Source organism: Bradyrhizobium sp. ORS 285, from assembly GCF_900176205.1.
Taxonomy (GTDB): Bacteria; Pseudomonadota; Alphaproteobacteria; order Rhizobiales; family Xanthobacteraceae; genus Bradyrhizobium.
Genome location: NZ_LT859959.1, coordinates 1187112 through 1206275, shown reverse-complemented (window position 1 = coordinate 1206275; position 19164 = coordinate 1187112). Strand labels below are relative to the sequence as shown.

General features: G+C 62.5%; 11 protein-coding genes and 8 pseudogenes. 9 read left to right on the top strand and 10 right to left on the bottom strand.

Features of this window, described 5'->3' with window-relative positions:
* Nucleotides 1-6: 6 nt before the first annotated feature.
* A pseudogene (locus BRAD285_RS05305) lies at nt 7-250 on the bottom strand (hypothetical protein).
* 2 nt (nt 251-252) lie between these two features.
* Nucleotides 253-1263, bottom strand: a pseudogene (locus BRAD285_RS05300) (IS66 family transposase); the annotation flags it as partial.
* A gap of 218 nt (nt 1264-1481) precedes the next feature.
* On the opposite strand from BRAD285_RS05300, the gene istA reads away from it, so the two are divergent.
* Both istA and istB read left to right on the top strand, forming a co-directional pair.
* Nucleotides 1482-2984 carry an IS21 family transposase gene (istA, locus tag BRAD285_RS05295; RefSeq protein WP_244563594.1) on the top strand — a complete coding sequence of 501 codons (1503 nt, stop codon included), beginning with the start codon at nt 1482-1484 and terminating at the stop codon, nt 2982-2984.
* The gene (gene istB, locus BRAD285_RS05290) at nt 2981-3805 is read left to right on the top strand and encodes an IS21-like element helper ATPase IstB (RefSeq protein WP_006611535.1); all 825 of its coding nucleotides are present in this window, start codon (nt 2981-2983) and stop codon (nt 3803-3805) included. The genes istA and istB overlap by 4 nt, the downstream gene beginning before the upstream one ends.
* 139 nt (nt 3806-3944) lie before the next feature.
* On the opposite strand, the pseudogene BRAD285_RS05285 reads toward istB, so the two are convergent.
* Nucleotides 3945-4508: pseudogene (locus tag BRAD285_RS05285) on the bottom strand (IS66 family transposase zinc-finger binding domain-containing protein); the annotation flags it as partial.
* Between the two features lie 57 nt (nt 4509-4565).
* Nucleotides 4566-5276: pseudogene (locus tag BRAD285_RS05280) on the bottom strand (IS256 family transposase); the annotation flags it as partial.
* A gap of 28 nt (nt 5277-5304) precedes the next feature.
* Here BRAD285_RS05280 and BRAD285_RS36135 point away from each other — a divergent pair.
* Nucleotides 5305-5737: pseudogene (locus BRAD285_RS36135) on the top strand (transposase); the annotation flags it as partial.
* Between the two features lie 342 nt (nt 5738-6079).
* Here the strand turns inward: BRAD285_RS36135 and BRAD285_RS05275 are convergent.
* Nucleotides 6080-7235: pseudogene (locus BRAD285_RS05275) on the bottom strand (IS256 family transposase).
* 241 nt (nt 7236-7476) lie between these two features.
* On the opposite strand from BRAD285_RS05275, the pseudogene BRAD285_RS36130 reads away from it, so the two are divergent.
* From BRAD285_RS36130 to BRAD285_RS36125, 6 genes and pseudogenes are all read left to right on the top strand, one after another.
* A pseudogene (locus BRAD285_RS36130) lies at nt 7477-7566 on the top strand (transposase); the annotation flags it as partial.
* Complete coding sequence (locus BRAD285_RS05270) at nt 7533-8516, top strand: IS3 family transposase (protein WP_244563583.1); 984 nt, start codon at nt 7533-7535, stop codon at nt 8514-8516. The pseudogene BRAD285_RS36130 and the gene BRAD285_RS05270, both read left to right, overlap by 34 nt.
* Nucleotides 8517-8559: 43 nt before the next feature.
* Nucleotides 8560-9126 (top strand): annotated as a pseudogene (locus BRAD285_RS05265) (integrase core domain-containing protein); the annotation flags it as partial.
* Nucleotides 9127-9991: 865 nt separating this feature from the next.
* Nucleotides 9992-11752: a hypothetical protein gene (locus BRAD285_RS05260; RefSeq protein ID WP_087877597.1), complete on the top strand. Its 1761-nt coding sequence runs from the start codon at nt 9992-9994 to the stop codon at nt 11750-11752.
* A gap of 83 nt (nt 11753-11835) precedes the next feature.
* The gene (locus BRAD285_RS05255) at nt 11836-13035 is read left to right on the top strand and encodes an IS256 family transposase (RefSeq protein WP_087877558.1); all 1200 of its coding nucleotides are present in this window, start codon (nt 11836-11838) and stop codon (nt 13033-13035) included.
* Nucleotides 13036-13362: 327 nt separating this feature from the next.
* Nucleotides 13363-14820: a Ulp1 family isopeptidase gene (locus BRAD285_RS36125; RefSeq protein WP_244563582.1), complete on the top strand. Its 1458-nt coding sequence runs from the start codon at nt 13363-13365 to the stop codon at nt 14818-14820.
* A gap of 71 nt (nt 14821-14891) precedes the next feature.
* Here the strand turns inward: BRAD285_RS36125 and BRAD285_RS05245 are convergent, their stop codons facing one another.
* From BRAD285_RS05245 to BRAD285_RS05225, 5 genes are all read right to left on the bottom strand, one after another.
* The gene (locus BRAD285_RS05245) at nt 14892-15833 is read right to left on the bottom strand and encodes an IS630 family transposase (RefSeq protein ID WP_087877595.1); all 942 of its coding nucleotides are present in this window, start codon (nt 15831-15833) and stop codon (nt 14892-14894) included.
* Between the two features lie 162 nt (nt 15834-15995).
* Nucleotides 15996-16217: a hypothetical protein gene (locus tag BRAD285_RS05240; RefSeq protein ID WP_087877564.1), complete on the bottom strand. Its 222-nt coding sequence runs from the start codon at nt 16215-16217 to the stop codon at nt 15996-15998.
* Entirely contained in the window at nt 16214-17866 is a 1653-nt protein-coding gene (locus BRAD285_RS05235; protein ID WP_157681662.1) for an IS66 family transposase, read from the bottom strand. Before BRAD285_RS05235 ends, BRAD285_RS05240 begins: the two co-directional genes overlap by 4 nt.
* Before the next feature lie 70 nt (nt 17867-17936).
* Nucleotides 17937-18284 carry an IS66 family insertion sequence element accessory protein TnpB gene (gene tnpB, locus BRAD285_RS05230; protein ID WP_006613318.1) on the bottom strand — a complete coding sequence of 116 codons (348 nt, stop codon included), beginning with the start codon at nt 18282-18284 and terminating at the stop codon, nt 17937-17939.
* Nucleotides 18281-18670, bottom strand: coding sequence for a transposase (locus BRAD285_RS05225; RefSeq protein WP_157681650.1), 390 nt, complete (start codon nt 18668-18670; stop codon nt 18281-18283). Before BRAD285_RS05225 ends, tnpB begins: the two co-directional genes overlap by 4 nt.
* Nucleotides 18671-19164 lie beyond the last annotated feature (494 nt).

The window sequence follows — 19164 nt, the reverse complement described above, 5'->3', positions numbered from 1 at the left end:
ACTATATTATCTGGATTGCCGGCGTTTGAGCAATCCTTGGTTCTCCTTGTGCATTCGAACTTGTTCGATCAGATTTTCGACGCCCGCGTTGGTGAAGGCCTGGACGCCATCTTCTCCGACGCCATAGACCCAGACCACGCCGTCCTCGATCTCCATCTCGTTGGCCACGTCGATCAGCCAGCCTTCATCTTCCCCGAGGTTTCGCGACCTGGGTGAGGGTGGTGACGTGATGAACCTTGTTGACGTGCATGGCTATGCCGCTCGAGCGGAGAGCGCTGATGCCGGTGTCCATTTCCAGGGCAGCAATTCGTCCAGCCGGTGAGCCGGGTGAGAGGCGATGCGCGCGAGGACATCGGCGAGCCAGGCCTGCGGATCGATACCATTCATTTTGGCCGTGACGATCAGGCTGTACATGGCCGCCGCGCGCCGACCTCCGCGATCGGAGCCGCAGAACAGCCAGGACTTTCGACCGAGAGCGATGCCTCTCAGCCCGCGCTCGGCGGCATTGTTCGAGAGGCAGATCCGCCCGTCATCGAGGAACGCGGTGAAGCTCGGCCAGCGCTTGAGGATGTAGTTGAACGCCTTGGCGAGGTCGTGGCCACGGGACAGTTTGGCGAGTTGCTCACGCATATAGACCTCCAGGTCCTCGACCAGAGGCTGGCTCAGCGCCTGCCGCACCCGAACGCGCTCCTCGGCGCTCCTACCATTGACGGAGCGTTCGATCTCGAACAATGCATCGATCCGTCGCACCATCTCGACCGCGATCGGCGACAGCGGAATGTCCTTCTTGCCGGAAGCCTTGCGTCGCGCGTTCTCGTCGATGTCGGCCATGACGAAGAACGGGCGCCGGGCATGTACCCAACACGCCGCTTCGCGGATCGCTCCAGGTTGGCGCTCCGCCAGATAGAGCTGGTTATACCCGTCATAGGCATCGGCCTGCAGGATGCCGGCATAGCCTGCCAGATGCTTCTGCGGGTGCTCGCCCCTGCGGTCGCGGGAGTAGTAGAACATCGCTGCCGGCGGGTCGGCGCCGCCAAACGGCCGATCGTCCCGGACGTAGATCCAGCATCTCCCCGTATCGGTCTTGCCCTTGGCCAGCACCGGCACGGTCGTGTCATCAGCATGAAGGCGCTCGGCCGCCAGAACGTGGGATTCGACTAGGCGTAGCAGAGGTTCCAGCGACGCACAGACCGATCCAACGGCATCCGCCATGGTCGAGAGCGCGATCGGCACGCCTTCCAAGGCGTAACGCTCGGCCTTGCGCGGCGACAATCAAGGTGAGAACCCAGCGACAATCAGGATGAGAGAGCGCCGGCGGGAGCGGGACTAAGGGAGGGCGTAGCCCGACCGGAGGACCGCTCCCGCCGGCGGCGCGCCTTATCAGGCCGTCTGGCGGCCGGGTGGGGTTGGCGCAAGCTGTTGATTCGTCTCGACAAGAGGGGATCGACGGCTTGCCTGGCCTCCACATCACCGACCACCAGATGAGGCTATACATGAGTTACCGACTGACGTTATCGGCGGAGGCCGCGGCGGCCAAAGCCGGGTTTTCGACGGCGAGCGCCTACCGGATCGAGGCCGATCCGCGGCTGCCCTCGCAGAAGCAGGCGCCACGTGGCCGGCGCCGGCCTGATCCCCTGGCGGCCTATTGGGACGCGGAGATCGAGCCGATCCTGAAGGCCGCGCCCGGGATCCGAGCGGTTGGCGTGCTGGAGGAACTGCGCCGGCGCCATCCCGACCTCAATCCCAACATCCGGCGCACGCTGGAGCGGCGCATCACGGCTTGGCGCGCGTTCAATGGCCCCGAGCGGGACGTCATCTTCCGCCAGGAGCATGAGCCCGGGCGGCTCGGCCTGTCGGACTTCACCGACGCCGGCGTGCTGGGCATCACCATCGCAGGCGCGTCCCTCGACCACCGGCTCTATCACTTCCGGTTGGCGTTCTCCGGCTTCGCGCACGCTCATGTCGTGCTCGGCGGCGAGAGCTTCGTCGCATTGGCCGAGGGCCTGCAGAACGCGCTGTGGGCGCTCGGCGGCGTCCCCAGAGAACATCGCAGCGACAGCCTGTCGGCGGCGTTCCGCAACCTCGCCATCGATGCGCGCGAGGACATCACGCAACGCTACGAGCAACTGATGCAGCATTACGGCATGGTGGCGACCCGCAACAATGCCGGCATCGCGCATGAGAACGGTTCGATCGAGAGCGCGCATGGCCATCTCAAGCAGGCACTGGAGGACGCGCTGCTGCTGCGGGGCACGCGCGACTTCGCCGATCTCGACGCCTACCGTGCCTTCGTCGACATGGTCGTCGGCCGGCGCAACGCCCATGTCGTCAAGCGGATCGCGATCGAGAAGGAGATGCTGGCACCGCTGCCGCGAGGTCGCACCAGCGACTTCGAGGAGAAGGTGATCCGCGTGACGTCGTCGGGCGGCTTCATCCTGCGCCGCGTTTTCTACACGATGCCCTCGAAGCTGATCGGCCATCGTCTGCGCGTGCGCATCTTCGATGATCGCCTCGAATGCTTCCTCGGCACCACGCAGGTCGCGATGCTCAGGCGAGGCCAGCCTGTGTCGGAAAGCCGGGGCGGACACGTCGTCGATTATCGTCACGTCATCCATGCCCTGCGCCGCAAGCCGATGGCACTTGCCAATCTCGTCTACCGCGATCAGCTGTTCCCGCGGGCAGCCTACCGACGCGCGTTCGAGACGCTGCAGGACAGATATGACGAGCGTCATGCCTGCAAGGTCACGGTCGAGCCCCTTGCTCTCGCTCACGAGCGGGCCTGCGAGGCCGAGCTCGCCGAGGCCATTGCCGCCGATCTCGATGCGGGACGGCTGCCGGATCTCGCCACGCTCCGCATCCGCTTCCGCCCCGAACAGGCATCAGTCCCCGACGTCGCCGTCGAGCTTGCTCCGCTCGCCGCCTACGACGAACTGGCGTCCCTGGGCTTTGCGCCGATGACCTCGAACACGGGAGATGCAGCATGACCAGCACGACGACACCCATTGATGCCGCGCGCGTCGAGTTGCTGCTCACCGAGCTGCGCCTGCCGAGCGTCAAGGCGATCTGGCCAAAGCTCGCCGCGCAATCTGACAAGGAGGGCTGGCCCGCCGCGCGCTTCCTCGCAGCACTCGCCGAGCACGAGGTCGCCGATCGTGGTCGCCGCCGGATCGAACGGCACATGCTCGAAGCGCGCCTGCCTGCCGGCAAAACGCTCGCGAGCTTCGACTTCGACAGCGTGCCGACGCTGTCCAAGGCGCAGGTGATGGCGCTCGCCGCGGGCGACGTCTGGCTCGAGTCTGGCGCCAACCTGCTGCTGTTCGGTCCGCCCGGCGGCGGCAAGAGCCATCTCAGCGCGGCCATTGGCCTGGCCCTCGTCGAGAACGGCTGGCGCGTGTTGTTCACGCGCACGACCGATCTCGTGCAGCGGCTGCAGACGGCGCGGCGAGAGCTGGCGCTGGAAGCGGCCATCGCCAAGCTCGACCGCTACGATCTGCTGATCCTCGACGACATCACCTACGTGTCGAAAGATCAGGCCGAGACCAGCGTGCTGTTCGAACTGATAGCCACCCGCTACGAGCGGCGCTCGCTGCTCATCACGGCCAATCAGCCGTTCGGCGAGTGGGGCCGCATCTTCCCCGATCAGGCCATGACGCTCGCCGCCGTCGACCGTCTCGTCCACCACGCCACGATCATCGAGATGAACGTCGAGAGCTACCGCCGCAAGGCCGCCCTCGGCCGCAAGCGCGGCGCCGGCCGACCGCCGGTTCACGCCACACCGAAGGAGGTCGAAAGCACGGCTGATTGACGCTGCGGCAATGCTGATTGTCGCCCAGCGTCAATCAGCCCTTGCCAAGCCGGGAGCCAGCGACAATGATCCGGCCACCCGGCTCCAATCTTCTCATCCAGATTGACGCCAAGTTCTCATCCTGATCGTCGCGCTATACGGCCTGGCGGTTCAATGGCTGATGCTGGCCGAACTTCTCGAACATGATCATGGCCAACAAGCTCGGACCGGCCCATCCCCGCGCCACGGCATGGAACGGCGTTGGCGCCTGGCTGATCTTCTCGCAGTCGCGGCAGGAGAACTTCTCCCGCACCGTCTCGACCACCTTCCACTGCCGCGGCACTGCCTCCAGCGTCCGCGTCACGTCCTCTCCGATCTTGCGCAGGCGATGGCCGCCGCAGCACTCGCACGCGGGCGGCGGATCTATCACAACCCGCTCGCGCGGCAGATGCTCCGGGAAGGTCTGGCGCTCCGCACGCTTGCGCGTAAATCCGCGGACGGTCGTCGTCCTGGCCGCGGCTTGCTCTGCCGACAGCTCGTCCTCGGTGGCGTCGGCCGCCAGCTCCTCGAAGGTCAGCGCCAACTGCTCGATCAGCCGCGACGAGCGCTCCGACTGTTGTCCGTAGATCTGATGCCGCAGCTTGGCGATCTGCAGCTTCTGCTGGGCGATCAGCGCGCTGTCTTCCGAGGCTTTCGCGCGGGCGACAGCCAGATCGTGTCCCATAGAGTGGTGTAGCTGGCATGGTGGATCACCGGGCGATTCCGGTGCGGGCCGAGCTGGTCAGCCTGCCACGGCGGGCAGGCCAGCAATGGGATCATCGCTCAAAGGCGCGATGGTTTCCAGAGTCATGTAGCGGGCGCGCTGGACGGCCCACTCGTCGTTCTGCTCGAGCAGGATCGCACCGACGAGACGGACGATTGCTTCCTCGTTTGGGAAGATGCCGACGACCTCGGTGCGGCGCTTGATCTCGCCATTGACCCTCTCGATTGGATTGGTCGAGTGCAGCTTGGCGCGGTGCTGTGCCGGGAAGCTCATATAGGCGAGCACGTCAGGCTCGGCCTCATCCATGAGGGCGGCGAGCTTGGGCACGTTGGGACGGATCTGGTCGGCGACCTTGCGCCATTGCGCCTTGGCTGCCTCGGCGTCGTCCTGGGCAAAGGCCGTGGCGATGAAGGCGGAGACCACGCGGCGCCCGCTCTTACCGGCATGAGCGAGAGCGTTGCGCATGAAGTGAACGCGACAACGCTGCCAGGTGGCATTGAGCACCTTGGCGACGGTGGCCTTGATGCCCTCGTGAGCATCCGAGATCACGAGCTGCACGCCACGCAGTCCACGGCGTGTGAGCTTGCGCAGGAACGCGGTCCAGAACGTCTCGGCCTCGGACGGGCCGACGTCCATGCCCAGCACCTCGCGTCGGCCGTCGCTGTTGACGCCGATCGCGACGATAACCGCGACCGAGACGATGCGCCCGTTCTGGCGCACCTTCACGTAGGCGCGGGCGGACGGCTTTGCTCTACCGAGTTACACCACGCCCGGGGACACGACCCTCGATATCGCAGCCGGACGAGTGATTGGCAATGCCACGGGCGCCATCGCACAGCCGAGTTCCACAAGTTCCTCGACGAGATTGAAGCGAGAGTGCCGTCTGAGCTCGACGTTCACTTGGTCATGGATAACTACGCCAAGCTCAAAACGCCCTTGATCTGAAGATGGCTGGTAAAACGGCCGCGCTGGCAAGTCCACCTGACCCGACCAGTTCGTCGTGGCTCAACCAGGTGGAGCGCTTCTTCTCGCTCCTCACCGATAAGAAGATCAGGCGCGGGGTCTATCGCAGCGCGGCGGCCCTCAGGGCAGACATCGCCTAATTCATCGAACGACACAACGCCGATCCGAAACCGTTCCGATCGACCAAATCCGCCGACGACATCCTTGCTTCCATCGAGCGCTTCTGTCGTTATAATGCCCCGGGAAAAACAAGGCCCGATGTTGCGAACTTCTGCTTCAGGACACTTAGGGGCGGCCGGCCCTCGTTATATTTCTACTCTTCTCCCCAAGACGGTTTAGAGTCGACCTCAGCGACCATCTGACCGAGCTTCGAGGGCACTTGCGTGAGCTCGCCAGTGAGCGGCTTCTGCTGTCGGCGGGCGTGCATCTTGCTTCAGCGGGAGATCATCTCGTAGGGAGTGGTGTAGCTGGCATAGTGGATCACCGAACGCGTCCGGTGCGGGCCGAGCTGGTCAGCCTGCCATAGCGGGCAGACCAGCAATGGGATCATCGCTCAAAGGCGCGATGGTTTACGGCGTCATGTAGCGGGCGCGCTGGACGGCCCACTCGTCGTTCTGTTCGAGCAGGATGGCGCAGACGAGACGGACGATTGCATTCTCGTTTGGGAAGATGCCGACGACCTCGGTGCGGCGCTTGATCTCGCTATTGCCCCTCTCGATTGGATTGGTCGAGTGCAGCTTGGCGCGTGGCTGTGCCGGGAAGCTCATATAGGCGAGCACGTCAGGCTCGACCTCATCCATGAGGGCTGCGAGCTTGGGCACGTCGGGACGGATCTGGTCGGCGATCTTGCGCCATTGCGCCTTGGCTGCCTCGGCGTCGTCCGGGGCGAAAGCCGTGGCGATGACGGCGGAAACCACGCGGCGCCCGCTCTTACCGGCATGAGCGAGAGCGTTGCGCATGAAGTGAACGCGACAACGCTGCCAGATGGCATTGAGCACCTAGGCGACGGTGGCCTTAATGCCCTGGTGAGCATCCGAGATCACGTGCTTCGCGCCACGTAAACCGCGGCGGCGAGCTTGCGCAGGGATGCGGTCCAGAACGTCTCGGCCTCGGATGGGCCGAGGTCCATGCCGAGCGCCTCGCGCCGGCCGTCGCTGTTGACGCCAATCGGGACGATCACCGCGATCGAGACAATGCGCCCGTTCTGCCGCACCTTCACGTAGGTGGCGTCGATCCACGGATACGGCCAGTCGCCTTCGATCGGACGAGTGAGGAAGGCCTTCACCCCAGCCTTCGCGGGGGGGGGGCAGGCTCTTGTTGGCGATCTCGCCGCAGAGCCGGCTCACCAGGCTCTTGGAGATGCCGCTCATCCCCATCGCCTGCACGAGGTCGTCGACCGGGCGGGTCGAGACGCCCTGGACGTAGGCCTCCTGTCAGCGCCTTCTCAACCATCCGGCGCGGCTCCAGGAGCCCGGGAAGTGGCCCTTTTTGCGCAGCTTGGGGATGCGCAGCTCGACCGTGCCGGCGCGTCTCCCTGGTCCGCTCACTGTAACCGTTGCGCTGCGCCAGACACTCGGAGCTCTTCTCGCCATAGGATGCTCAGCTCAGCCGGCGACTTCCATCTCCATCAACCGCTGGGCCTGCAAAGCCGATCGTCTCGCGCAGACGATCCGCGTCCGGAGCCTTCTGCAGGAGCGCGCGAAGGTTCATCATCTCGTCGGTCATCGATGGTTCCTCGATTCAAGTTGGTGTCAACAACCCGACCCTACCGGGCAATCGCCGGTGACCACCGCAAAGTAGTCCACCCGCTACAGCGCTATGGGGTGATCTGAGGCCGGGAAACTGGACCATTTTTGGCTAGAGTCTTGCGCTGCCGATTCCCCGGCTGGGAAGAGCGGAAGACGATGAAGGCCTCGAAGTTTTCGGACGCCCAGAAGGCGTTCATCTGAAGCAGGGCAACGACGGCGTGCCGGTCACGGACATCTGCCGCAAGGCCGAGATCAGCCCAGCGACCTATTTCAGTTGGAAGAAGAAGTACGACGGGCTGCTGCCGACCGAGATGCGGCGGCTGAAGCAGCTCGAGGACGAGAACGGCAAGCTGAGGAAGCTGGTGGCCGATCTGTCGCTCGACAAGGAGATGCTGCAGGACATGATCCGCCGAAAGCTGTGAAGCCTGGTCGGAAGCGCAAGCTCGTCGACGAGATCTGCGGCAAGTGGCAGGTGTCGATCCGCAGGGCCTGCGACGCCCTGGAGTTCGACAGGTCGACCTACCACTACAGATCCCGTCGCTCCGACCAGGCCGCCCTCGAACAACGGATCAGGGAGATCTGTCAGGTTCGCGTCCGCTACGGTTATCGCCGCATTCACGTCGTGCTTCGTCGCGAAGGATGGCGCCACGGGCAGAACAAGACGCGGCGGGTCTATCGCGAATTGGGCCTGCAATTACGCAACAAGGCGCCGAAGCGTCGAGTCAGGGCCAAGTTGCGGGATGATCGCAGGCCGGCGACGCGATCGAACGAGACCTGGGCGATGGACTTCGTCCACGATCAGCTGGCAACCGGACGTAAGCTACGGGTGCTCACGATCGTCGACATCTTCTCCCGATTCTCGCCAGCGCTGACACCGCGGTTCACTTTCCGCGGCACCGATGTCGTGGAGATACTGGAAGGAGTCTGCAATGAAGTGGGATTCCCGGCAACGATCCGTGTCGATCAAGGCACCGAGTTCGTGTCGCGCGATCTCGACGTCTGGGCGTATCAGCGCGGCGTCACGCTGGACTTCTCCAGGGCCGGCAAGCCGACGGACAATGCTTTCATCAAGGCGTTCAACGGACGCTTCCGGGAGGAATGTCTCAATGCCCATTGGTTCCTGACGCTTGCGGATGCCGAGGAAAAAGTGGAGACTTGGCGCAGGTCCTACAACGAAGAACGGCCGCACGGCGCGATCGGCAACAAACCGCCGATTCTGCTGCAAAACCACGATGGCGCAACCGGCCCGCCACCGTGATCAGGGCGCAAAACTCTAGTTCTGGGTGGTCCAAAATTCGGCCTCACTGCACTTTGTGTCGGATCAGATGACCGACGGCCGGCGCTTTCGGATCCTCACCGTGGTCGACGACTGCGCCCGCGGGTGCCTGGCGCTGGTGGCCGACACCTCACTCTCGGGCGCCCGGGTCGCTCGGGAGCTAGACCGGCTGGTCGCCGAGCGCGGCAAGCCCAGGATGGTGGTGAGCGACAACGGCAGCCAGCTCACCAGCAATGCCATCCTGACATGGGCCGATCAGAGCCGTGTCGCCTGGCACTACATCGCGCCGGGCAAACCCATGCAGAACGCCTTCATCGAGAGCTTCAACGCCCCCCGGCGGGATGAACTGCTGAATGAGACGCTGTTCACCTCGCTCGCCCAGGCCCGCGTCGCTCTCCGATGCTGGCGGGCCGACTATAACGACGCTCGGCCGCACTCCCAGCTCGGATGAAAGACACCATCCGAGTTTGCCGCAACCTGCCATCCGCGTCGGGATCTGGCGCTGCGCTGTGAAGGCTCCGCGCCAGCTCCCGCCGCTACCACCGCCCGTATGGGCATATCCAACCGCCCGAACGAACTCAGACCTGGATAAAACTTGGGGGCAAGGTCATTTGAAAATACGCCCTGATGCAGCCGCCCAGTCGCGCTGAGGCGGGATCGTTGGCAACTGCGCGCAAGCTCAGCCGCGCCGCTCTCCACGCAGTCAAAACGCACCCAATGCATACCCCTCTATGCTAAGCGCCCATCGACAACCGAACGGCTCGGCGCCCGGACAAGACTCATAGTCGCAACTACTTCATGCTGCGCTTTCCGCGACGCGATCTAATTTGAGCAGACGTCGAACTTCTCCAACATTTAAGCAAGCGTTTGGTCGCCCTGCGGCGGCAAGCAGCAGCCTTCACTTTGAAGGCTGGTGTGTGGTTGCGGCGAGCTCATCTGCTCATCGCCACTGCCGATTTTCCGGTCAGTCTTGTTCGCCATCGGACAAACATTCTACTTATCAGGATACTCAGATTTCGGAGCTCGCTCAGGCCCGGGTGACAGCATTTCGCAATCGCAGGCAATAACAAACGGCACCTTTATGCTTTTCGGGCCTGCTACAGATGTCCACTCATTCGGAAAACGATCGCGACGAACACTAGACGATGTCGTGAGTCAACATGCCCCGTGCTTGGTAAAATGAAGCTTGAAGCCTACGTAGCGTCAGGTCGTACGGTCCGAATCACGTACCGCGTCAAGTCCCACGATAGGAAGTGGAGCCGTAATCTCCTCAAGGCCTCAGGTGAGTCGGAATCGGTCGCCACGGGTCGGGCGAAGGGATGTGAAACCATCGAATTGAATTCGAAGCGGCTGAATCCGAAATCCACTTTCGGCTTCTGACTTCAAAGTTCTGGGCGCTCCACCGGGCTGTTGTTCCGGTGCAGCTATGAAGAGCTATTACATCCAAAGAGGGGAACATGGAACCCGGCTATAACGACCCGAACCATTGGATCCGCTGGTACGCAGAGCAGCAGGAACTGCTGCGTGCGCGGCAGCAGGCCGATCTCGAGCCAGTTGATCAGGCTGGCTTTGAGCAGCAGCTGGGCGAATTGGAGCCTCGATCCTCCAAGGATGGCTTGACTGAGGCCAGTTTGCCTGACACTCCAGTCGGGCGGTCGGGCGACAATATTCAGCACACGAACCATGCTGGTTCCATGCTTATGCCACAAGGGCACGACTTGCGTGACAGTTTGTTCAACAGTGTCGATATTCCGCGCGCTTCCCCCGGATCGAGCGCAGACGGCTTGGGTTCGGCATCATCCAGCAGCATGCGATACGAAGCGCCTCTGGAGGCGCAATTTACAGTCCGGACGAAAGAATACAGCAAGCCACCTGGACTGCTCTCCCGGGTAAAATCAGGACTAGGTAAAGTATTGAGAGGACGCCGTTGTGAGAAGTCGTCTGGCGACCTGGAGTATGTTGTGCTCCACTCCGCGCTTCAGATCGACCGTGCAAAGCGCCCTCGCCCGTCCGATACAGACCAGGAGCTGATCGACAAGTTCAAGAAAGTGTTGAGGGTCGCGAACTTCAACCCCTTTACTGTTAATGACTACGCGTTGGCGCTTCGGCAGTTCAGTGGGTTCCTCCAATCTAAAGGCCTCGTTCTGAAGGACGTGCTTGGCGATCCTGATCTACTGACAGCTTATAAAGATGAGTTTGTAAAGGCGGCCAGCGCCCATAGCACGGGCAGGAAGTCTTTAAGTGGAGCTCTCCGTACGCTTCAGGATTTTCAGGCTGGAAAGACTCTTAAAGCCCCTAAGCGGGTATATACGCACGGCCACCCCATGCATCCTTCCGACGAGCAGTTGATCTCTCAATTTGATAAGGCTGTCAGAGGGTATAAAATTGAGCCTGATGGTACCAGAGGCCACGGGACTGGTGCGGTTCCCTCAGGAACCATTCGCATGCATGTGGGGATTCTCAGGCAGTTTGCGCGTTGGCTTCTAGCGCACAAGAAGGATCCATTGGCCAGGTTGTACACTGAGCCAACGTCATTGGCCGACGACGTGGACAAGTACTTCGAAGATATTGGCGGCGATAAAGGCCGCCTTCGCATGGCGCTGTCTTATCTGCGTAGACTAGGGCCTGATGGGCAGCTCGTAGGTATCGGTGCCGGCCCCCGCCTGATGGGACGCCAATTATTTGCTCCTTATCGGGAGGACGCCCTTGCCATCGACCATGGCAAGACTAATGCGCTGTCCATGGGCCAGGAAAGGAGCGCCGTTGCGACGCAAGCCTCGCGACTGCGCAGTTTCGGTGATTGGCTTCAGAGCGAGGGCAAGCTTAGCATTGTGAGCCGGATTGACGGAACTGATCAGCAGCTGGAGTCGTTGAGGGCTGATTGCGCGGCGTACCGGAAAACCGGAAGGCAGGTGCCCCCGCTTGATCAAGTTCGAGAATTCTTAGGTTTCGAAGGAATTCGGCCTTACGAGGAGGATGCCGGCCTCATCGAGGGCCTCGCCAACGAGGAGTTGAACAGGCCCAATCCTCTTTCCCGTCAGAAGAGAGCAGCAGTTCGAAGAACTGCTTCATCGCAGCGCGAGTTCGGCGATTGGCTCCGAGCCACCGGTAGAAGGGGCATCGCTAGCCGGATTAATGGCAATGGGTCGTGTCCCCGGGCGTGGTGTAACTCGGTAGAGCAAAGCCGTCCGCCCGCGCGCTCCCCCATAGCGCTGTAGCGGGTGGACGGCTTTGCGGTGGTCACCGGCGATTGCCCGGTAGGGTCGGGTTGCTGACACCAACCTGATTCGAGGAACCACCGATGACCGACGAGATGATGAACCTTCGCGCACTCGTGGAGAAGGCCCCGGACGCGGATCTTCTGCGCGAGATGATCGGCTTTGCAGCGCAGCGGTTGATGGAGATGGAAGTCGCCGGGCTGACCGGGGCGGCCTATGGCGAGAAGAGCTCCGAGCGTCTGGCGCAGCGCAACGGCTACCGTGACCGGACCTGGGAGACGCGGGCCGGTTCGGTCGAGCTGCGCGTTCCCAAGCTGCGCAAGGGAAGCTACTTCCCGGGCTTCCTGGAGCCGCGCCGGATGGCCGAGAAGGCGCTGACCGCCGTGATCCAGGAAGCCTACGTCCAGGGCGTCTCGACCCGTTCGGTCGACGACCTCGTGCAGGCGATGGGGATGAGCGGCATCTCCAAGAGCCAGGTGAGCCGGCTCTGTGGCGAGATCGACGACAAGGTGAAGGCCTTTCTCGCCCGTCCGATCGAAGGCGACTGGCCGTATCTGTGGATCGACGCCACCTACGTGAAGGTGCGCCAGAACGGGCGCATCGTCTCGGTCGCGGTTATCGTCGCGATCGGCGTCAACAGCGACGGCCGACGCGAGGTGCTGGGCATGGACGTCGGCCCGTCCGAGGCCGAGACGTTCTGGACCGCGTTCCTGCGCAAGCTCACACGCCGTGGACTGCGTGGCGTGCAGCTCGTGATCTCGGATGCTCACGAGGGCATCAAGGCCACCGTCGCCAAGGTGCTCAATGCCACCTGGCAGCGTTGTCGCGTTCACTTCATGCGCAACGCTCTCGCTCATGCCGGTAAGAGCGGGCGCCGCGTGGTCTCCGCCTTCATCGCCACGGCCTTTGCCCAGGACGACGCCGAGGCAGCCAAGGCGCAATGGCGCAAGGTCGCCGACCAGATCCGTCCCAACGTGCCCAAGCTCGCCGCCCTCATGGATGAGGCCGAGCCTGACGTGCTCGCCTATATGAGCTTCCCGGCACAGCACCGCGCCAAGCTGCACTCGACCAATCCAATCGAGAGGGTCAATGGCGAGATCAAGCGCCGCACCGAGGTCGTCGGCATCTTCCCAAACGAGGAAGCAATCGTCCGTCTCGTCGGTGCGATCCTGCTCGAGCAGAACGACGAGTGGGCCGTCCAGCGCGCCCGCTACATGACTCTGGAAACCATCGCGCCTTTGAGCGATGATCCCATTGCTGGCCTGCCCGCCGTGGCAGGCTGACCAGCTCGGCCCGCACCGGAATCGCCCGGTGATCCACCATGCCAGCTACACCACTCTATGGGACACGATCATGGCAATGACGAGCAGCGAAGCTCGCTGGATCAAGACTGCGAGGCTTTCAATGACGCAAGGGGGGACGTTCTGGTGTCTCTGAGGAAACTGAGGCAGTACGCACAGGTCGTCGATGCAAATAGGGCGCTCGGCCTGGACCTCCCGCAGCAGAGAGGCGAGCCGGACGCAAGCTCGGCCTGGAGACGAACTTTGCCGCAGCCGCCGTCAGAAGCTGAGTGGACCCGGTCGCAGCCCGACCGGTTTGGGCAGGCGGGGTTGCAGACTTCGGCCGACTCAAGCTCGACCTCAACCTGGCTTCAAGACTTGCAATTGCCGGCCTTCTTCGACTTTCCCACGCCGGAGGGCGCGCCCGCTCACTCCTCAGAGATTTACCAAGGCCTTTCTTCGTTCGCGGACCTGCCGTCTACACCGCAGGCCGTGCGTGACGACGCCCAGTCGGCCTACTTCAATGTCTTTCCGGAAGACGCGCCAGTCCCATCCTCAGAGATTTACCAAGGTCTTTCTTCGTTCGCGGACCTGCCGTCCACACCGCAGGCCGTGCGTGACGACGCCCGGTCGGCCTATTTCAGTGTTTTTCCGGAAGATGCGCCAGTTCCGTCCTCAGAGATTTACCAAGGTCTTTCTTCGTTCACGGACCTGCCGTACACACCGCAGGCCTTGCGCGACGACGCCCAGTCGTCCTACTTCAATGCCTTGCCGGAGGGCGCGCCCGCCCGCTCCTCAGAGATTTACCAAGGTCTTTCTTCGTTCACGGATCTGCCGTCTATACCGCAGGACATGGGTGACGACGCCCAGTCAAGGCCGGCGCTCAGCCCAGCCGGCGCTCCGCCGTTCTTCATCGGCTCCTCAGGCGTTCTGCAGGAGCTCGAAGACATCGGACATCTCGTCGGTGAGGATTGGCGGCATGGCTCACAACCGGTGCCGGATTATCTGATCGATGTGCTGGACAACAAAATGCTGTTGCCGAGTTCGCGAATGGCTCCCCAGCCGGTGGCCATCAACGGAGAGACCTATTCCGTCACAATGGGACCGCGAGGTCGCCGTGACTCCCAATTCGTCCATCATCCCCGTCACCTCGCCGCCTGGGATGCCCAGGCCGGCACATCGGGTACCGCTGCTTCTTCCGGCGACCGCAGCGGACGTGTGCTGGGCTCCATGCAGTGGCTGGGTGACGAGCACATCCAACGAGACTACGAGCTTCTGTCGGAGGAGTTGCAGCAAAGCAATCCAGATCTCGCCGCTCGGACCCGGTTCGTGGATCCCCTAATGGCCTTTCAGCTGGCCCATAGCACAGGTGCCGATGCCCTAAGGGCGTTCCATATAATCGTGTCCGATCGGAATGAAAACGACACAGCCGACTTCCTGTTCCTGCCGGTGAACAATGCCAGTATCTCGGGCCTCTCTGCGCGAGGCACTCATTGGTCGTTGCTGCTGGTCGACCGTCGCAACCGCGACAGGCCAGTTGCCTACCACTACGACTCCGCTCAACAGTACGGCAATGCCGGACCAGCGGCAAGACTCGCAGCAGCAGTAGGGGCCAATCCGCAACATGCCCCAATAGCTCAGCAGAGCAACAGCTACGATTGCGGCGTCTTTGTCGTCGACGGTACGAGGGAGCTGGCACGAAGGCTTGCAGGAGGGCGCCAGGTAGATCTCAACCTCAGCAACCTCATCGTCGATCGGCAGGCACTTCAGAACCGGCTGAAGAGCTGATGTCGGCTTCAATAGCGTGCCTGATTGAAGCACAGCGTCTCGCCCATTGGAGGGTCTAGAGCATGATGTTTTTATACGGAAACATATCCTGAGTTTTTGAGATAGTTCGCACACTCCTCCGCGGAGAAGAGGTCGAGGAGCCTTCCGGCCTTTCGCCAAGTTTCCTCGATAGTGCGCGGTTCTGCAGCTCGCATGAGGTGCTTGAGCTTGGCGAAGACCTGCTCGATCGGATTGAGGTCGGGGCTATAGGGCGGCAGGAAGAGCAAATGCGCTCCTCTGGCGCGGATGATTTCGCGAGCTCGCTTTCCTTTGTGACTTCCGAGATTGTCGAGGATCACGATGTCTCCCTTGGTTAAGGTCGGAGCCAATTCATTCTCAACATGGAGTGTGAAGAGTTCGCCATTAATGGGACCGTCAATGACCCACGGCGCCGTGATCCGATCATGGCGCAGGGCCGCGATGAAGGTCATGGTCTTCCAGTGGCCGAAGGGAACGGACGCGTCCAGACGTTGTCCGCGTGGCCCCCAGCCGCGGAGCGGCGCCATGTTGGTCTTGATCCAAGTTTCGTCGATAAAGACCAGGCGGGAGACGTCAATCTTGTCCTGGTGAGCTTTCCAGCGCGTCCGCTTACGAGCGACGTCTGGGCGATCCTGTTCGGCTGCGCGGATCGTTTTTTTATAGCTCAGCCCTTCAGCATGTACGAAGGTCCACACCGCGCGAACATCTGTTTTTATCCCGCGGGCCGCCAGCTCCTTTGTCAGTTGACGCAGCGTGAAAGGCCCCGAGCGGATGCGTTGACGCAACCAATCGGCGTTGTCTCCAGATAGAACTGGCTTCTTGTGACCGCCGATCTTGCCAGGTGTGATATTGCCGGTCTCCTGCCTCAGCTTCTTCCATTTCGGGATGCAGGACGGGCTGATCTGGAGACAGCTTGCAATCGAGCGCACGCTCTCGCCGGCATCTGCCCGCGCCAGAGCAACCTCACGGATATCTTCCGAATACGGTCGCGTCATCCATGCTGGCCTCCGCACCCCAGCATGAAGCTTGAATCAGAGATTGCCTCCCTTGGGAATCCGATTCTGAAGAAAAATCAACGCGCTCTAAAACCCCTCGACGTAAGCATCCGCCGTAGGCCGCGGGGGGAGCCGGTTTGCGGCGTCATCTGGGAAGAGATTTCAGAGCTGCCGACGTGTTTTGACGAGTTCGATCAGGTTGTCGATCCCGAAGTCGGTCAAGGCCATGACGCCATCGTCACCAGCGCCATAGACCCAGATGACGCCATCCTCGATGTCCAATTCGCTGGCGACGTCGTGCAACCATTCCTCATCTTCGCCGAGGTCCTTGGCAACCTTGGCGATGGTGGTGACGTGGTGAACTTTGTTGACGTGCGTGGTCATGCTGCTCGGGTGGAGAGCGCTGCGGCCTGAGGCGTCCAGTTCCAGGGCAGCAGTTCGTCGAGCCGTTGGGACGGGTGAGCGGCAATCCGGTCAATGACATCGGTCAGCCAGGCTTGCGGATCGATCCCGTTCATTTTGGCGGTGACGATCAGGCTGTACATCGCAGCTGCGCGCCGGCCGCCGCGATCAGACCCGCAGAAGAGCCAGGATTTTCGACCTAGGGCGATGCCTCGCAGACCGCGCTCGGCGGCATTGTTGGAGAGGCACACACGACCGTCATCGAGGAACAGCGTGAAGCTCGGCCATCGTTTCAGCACGTAATTGAATGCCTTGGCAAGGTCGTGCCCCCGGGCGAGCTTGGCGAGTTGCTCTTGCATGTAGAGCCGCAGGTCTTCGGTCAAAGGCCGACTGAGCGTCTGCCGTGCTTCGAGACGCTCCTGCGCGCTTTTGCCATTGATGGAACGCTCGATCTCGAACAACGCGTCGATCCGGCGCACGACCTCGATTGCGATCGGAGAAAGCGGGATCTCCTTCTTGCCCGCAGCCTTGCGGCGCGCATTCTCCTCCAGATCGGCCATGGCAAAGAACGGGCGCCGCGCATGCGCCCAGCACGACGCCTCGCGGATCGGTCCAGGGCCGCGTCCAGCCAGATAGAGCTGGTTATAGCCGTCATAGGCGTCGGCCTGCAGGATGCCGGTATACCGCGCCAGATGCGCCTGCGGATGCTCGCCCTTGCGATCACGCGAGTAGTAGAACATCGCTGCCGGCGGGTCCGCACCACCGAACGGCCGGTCGTCCCGGACATAGATCCAGCACCGCCCCGTGTCAGTCTTTCCCTTGGCCAGCACCGGCACGGTCGTATCGTCGGCATGAAGGCGCTCGGCCGTCATGACATGCGCTTCAACCAGGCGCAGCAGCGGGTCCAGCGACGCACAGACCGACCCCACGGCATCCGCCATGGTCGAGAGCGCTATCGGCACGCCCTCCAGCGCGTAGCGCTCGGCCTGGCGGTTCAAGGGCTGATGCTGACCGAACTTCTCGAACATGATCATCGCCAGCAGGCTCGGCCCGGCCCATCCCCGCGCCACGGCATGGAACGGCGCCGGCGCCTGGCTGATCTTCTCGCAGTCCCGGCAGGAGAACTTCTCCCGCACCGTCTCGATCACCTTCCATTGGCGCGGCACCACCTCCAGCGTCCGCGTCACGTCCTCGCCGAGCTTGCGCAGCCGCTGGCTGCCGCAGCATTCGCAAGCCGCCGGCGGCTCGATCACCACCCACTCGCGGGGCAGATGTTCGGGGAAGGTTTGTCGCTCGGTGCGCTTGCGCGTGAAGGCGCGGACCGTGCTGGTCTTCACCGCGGCGCGTTCCGCCGCAAGCTCGTCCTCGGTGGCGCCAGCTTCCTGCTCTTCGAACGTCAGCGCCAGTTGTTCGAGCAGGCGTGATGAACGCTCCGACCGCTGCCCGTAGATCTGATGCCTCAGCTTGGCGATCTGCAGCTTCTGGGACGCGATCAGGGCTTCGTCTTCCGATGCCTTGGCTCGGGCAGCCGCAAGCTCGGCAGCGACCTCCAATCCCTTCGCGCGCTCGGCCCCCAACGCCTGTTTCAGGGCGACGACGTCATCCGGTCCAGCATCGCAATCGGCGTTCATGCGACGCAGTGAATCACAGATCAGGCCGGTTGGAACTCCCTAAATACCGGAAAGCCGCAACTATCTCTGCTCAGCCTGCGCTCTGTGGCCGCCATGTCAGCTGCGGATTCCTCCAATCGATCGCCTCAAGCATGTAGGCCATCTGCGCGGCCGAGATCGACACCGCGCCATTGGACACCGAAGGCCAGATGAACTTTCCTCGGTCGAGGCGCTTGGCGTAGAGCGACAAGCCGATTCCGTCATGCCACAGGATCTTGACCAGATCCCCGCGACGGCCGCGGAAGATGTAGAGATCGCCGGCGTGGGGATCTCGCTTCAAAATCTCCTGGACCATCAGGGCCAGGCTCTGCATACCACGGCGCATGTCCGTGTGGCCGGTCGCAATCCAGACCTTGACGTCGCTCGGGATCGGAATCATCGCCGCCTCAAAAGGTCGAGAATGCGCCGAAGTGCCTCGGTGTCCACGTCGCGGTCGACGCGCACGCAGCAGTCGTCCAGTTCGATCTCGATCGTTCCGGCCCGCATGCTCGGTGCGGCACGCGATGGCGACGGTGGTGATGGCACCCTCGTCAAGTCGTCAGCCTGCGACGACACGATGGCGACAGGAACGATAGCCGGCACAGCCTCGGCACCCAGCCGGCCCTGCCGCGCCTGCCGGCGCCAGGTGAACAGCAGGCTCTGAGCCACCCCATGCCGCCGGGCAACTCCGCAGACGGTCTGCCCGGACTGCATCGTCTCCTCGATCAGACGAACCTTATCCTCATAACTCCATCGACGCCGCCGTTCGGCGCCCAAAACTTCCATCTGCATCGCCGCATGACCTCAAGGCTGGACTTAAGGCCATATCCTTAGGCGGCCGGTGACGCCGAACAAGGCGGCCTACGCCGGAGCGATACCCTCGACTTCATGGCCGTGGCTCGCCGGAGCGGGGGCGTTATTACTTATACGAGCTCGTCCGGCAGCAAGTCCTGCAAGATGGTCAGCTGACATGGAAGTGGATCTGGGAGAAATACAGCAAGCACAGCACACCCGTACCGCTGCCAAGATATATGCAGTCGAACCCACCGCAGGTTGGCTTTGTTGTGCCGCTTTCCGATGTCACTGCCGTTTATGACTATGTTGCCCAGGAGGGCCACAAGAACATTGGCGCGTGGATCGACAATGCGGCATTGCGGGCAGGCCGCTGAGCTTCTCTACCCACTTCGTGTCCGCCTGGCCGCAAGATAGATACGTATCAGTTCGCACCGTACCGGGGCGGCCTATCCGCCCCCTTCCCCTCTAAGAGAAAACGCACCCGC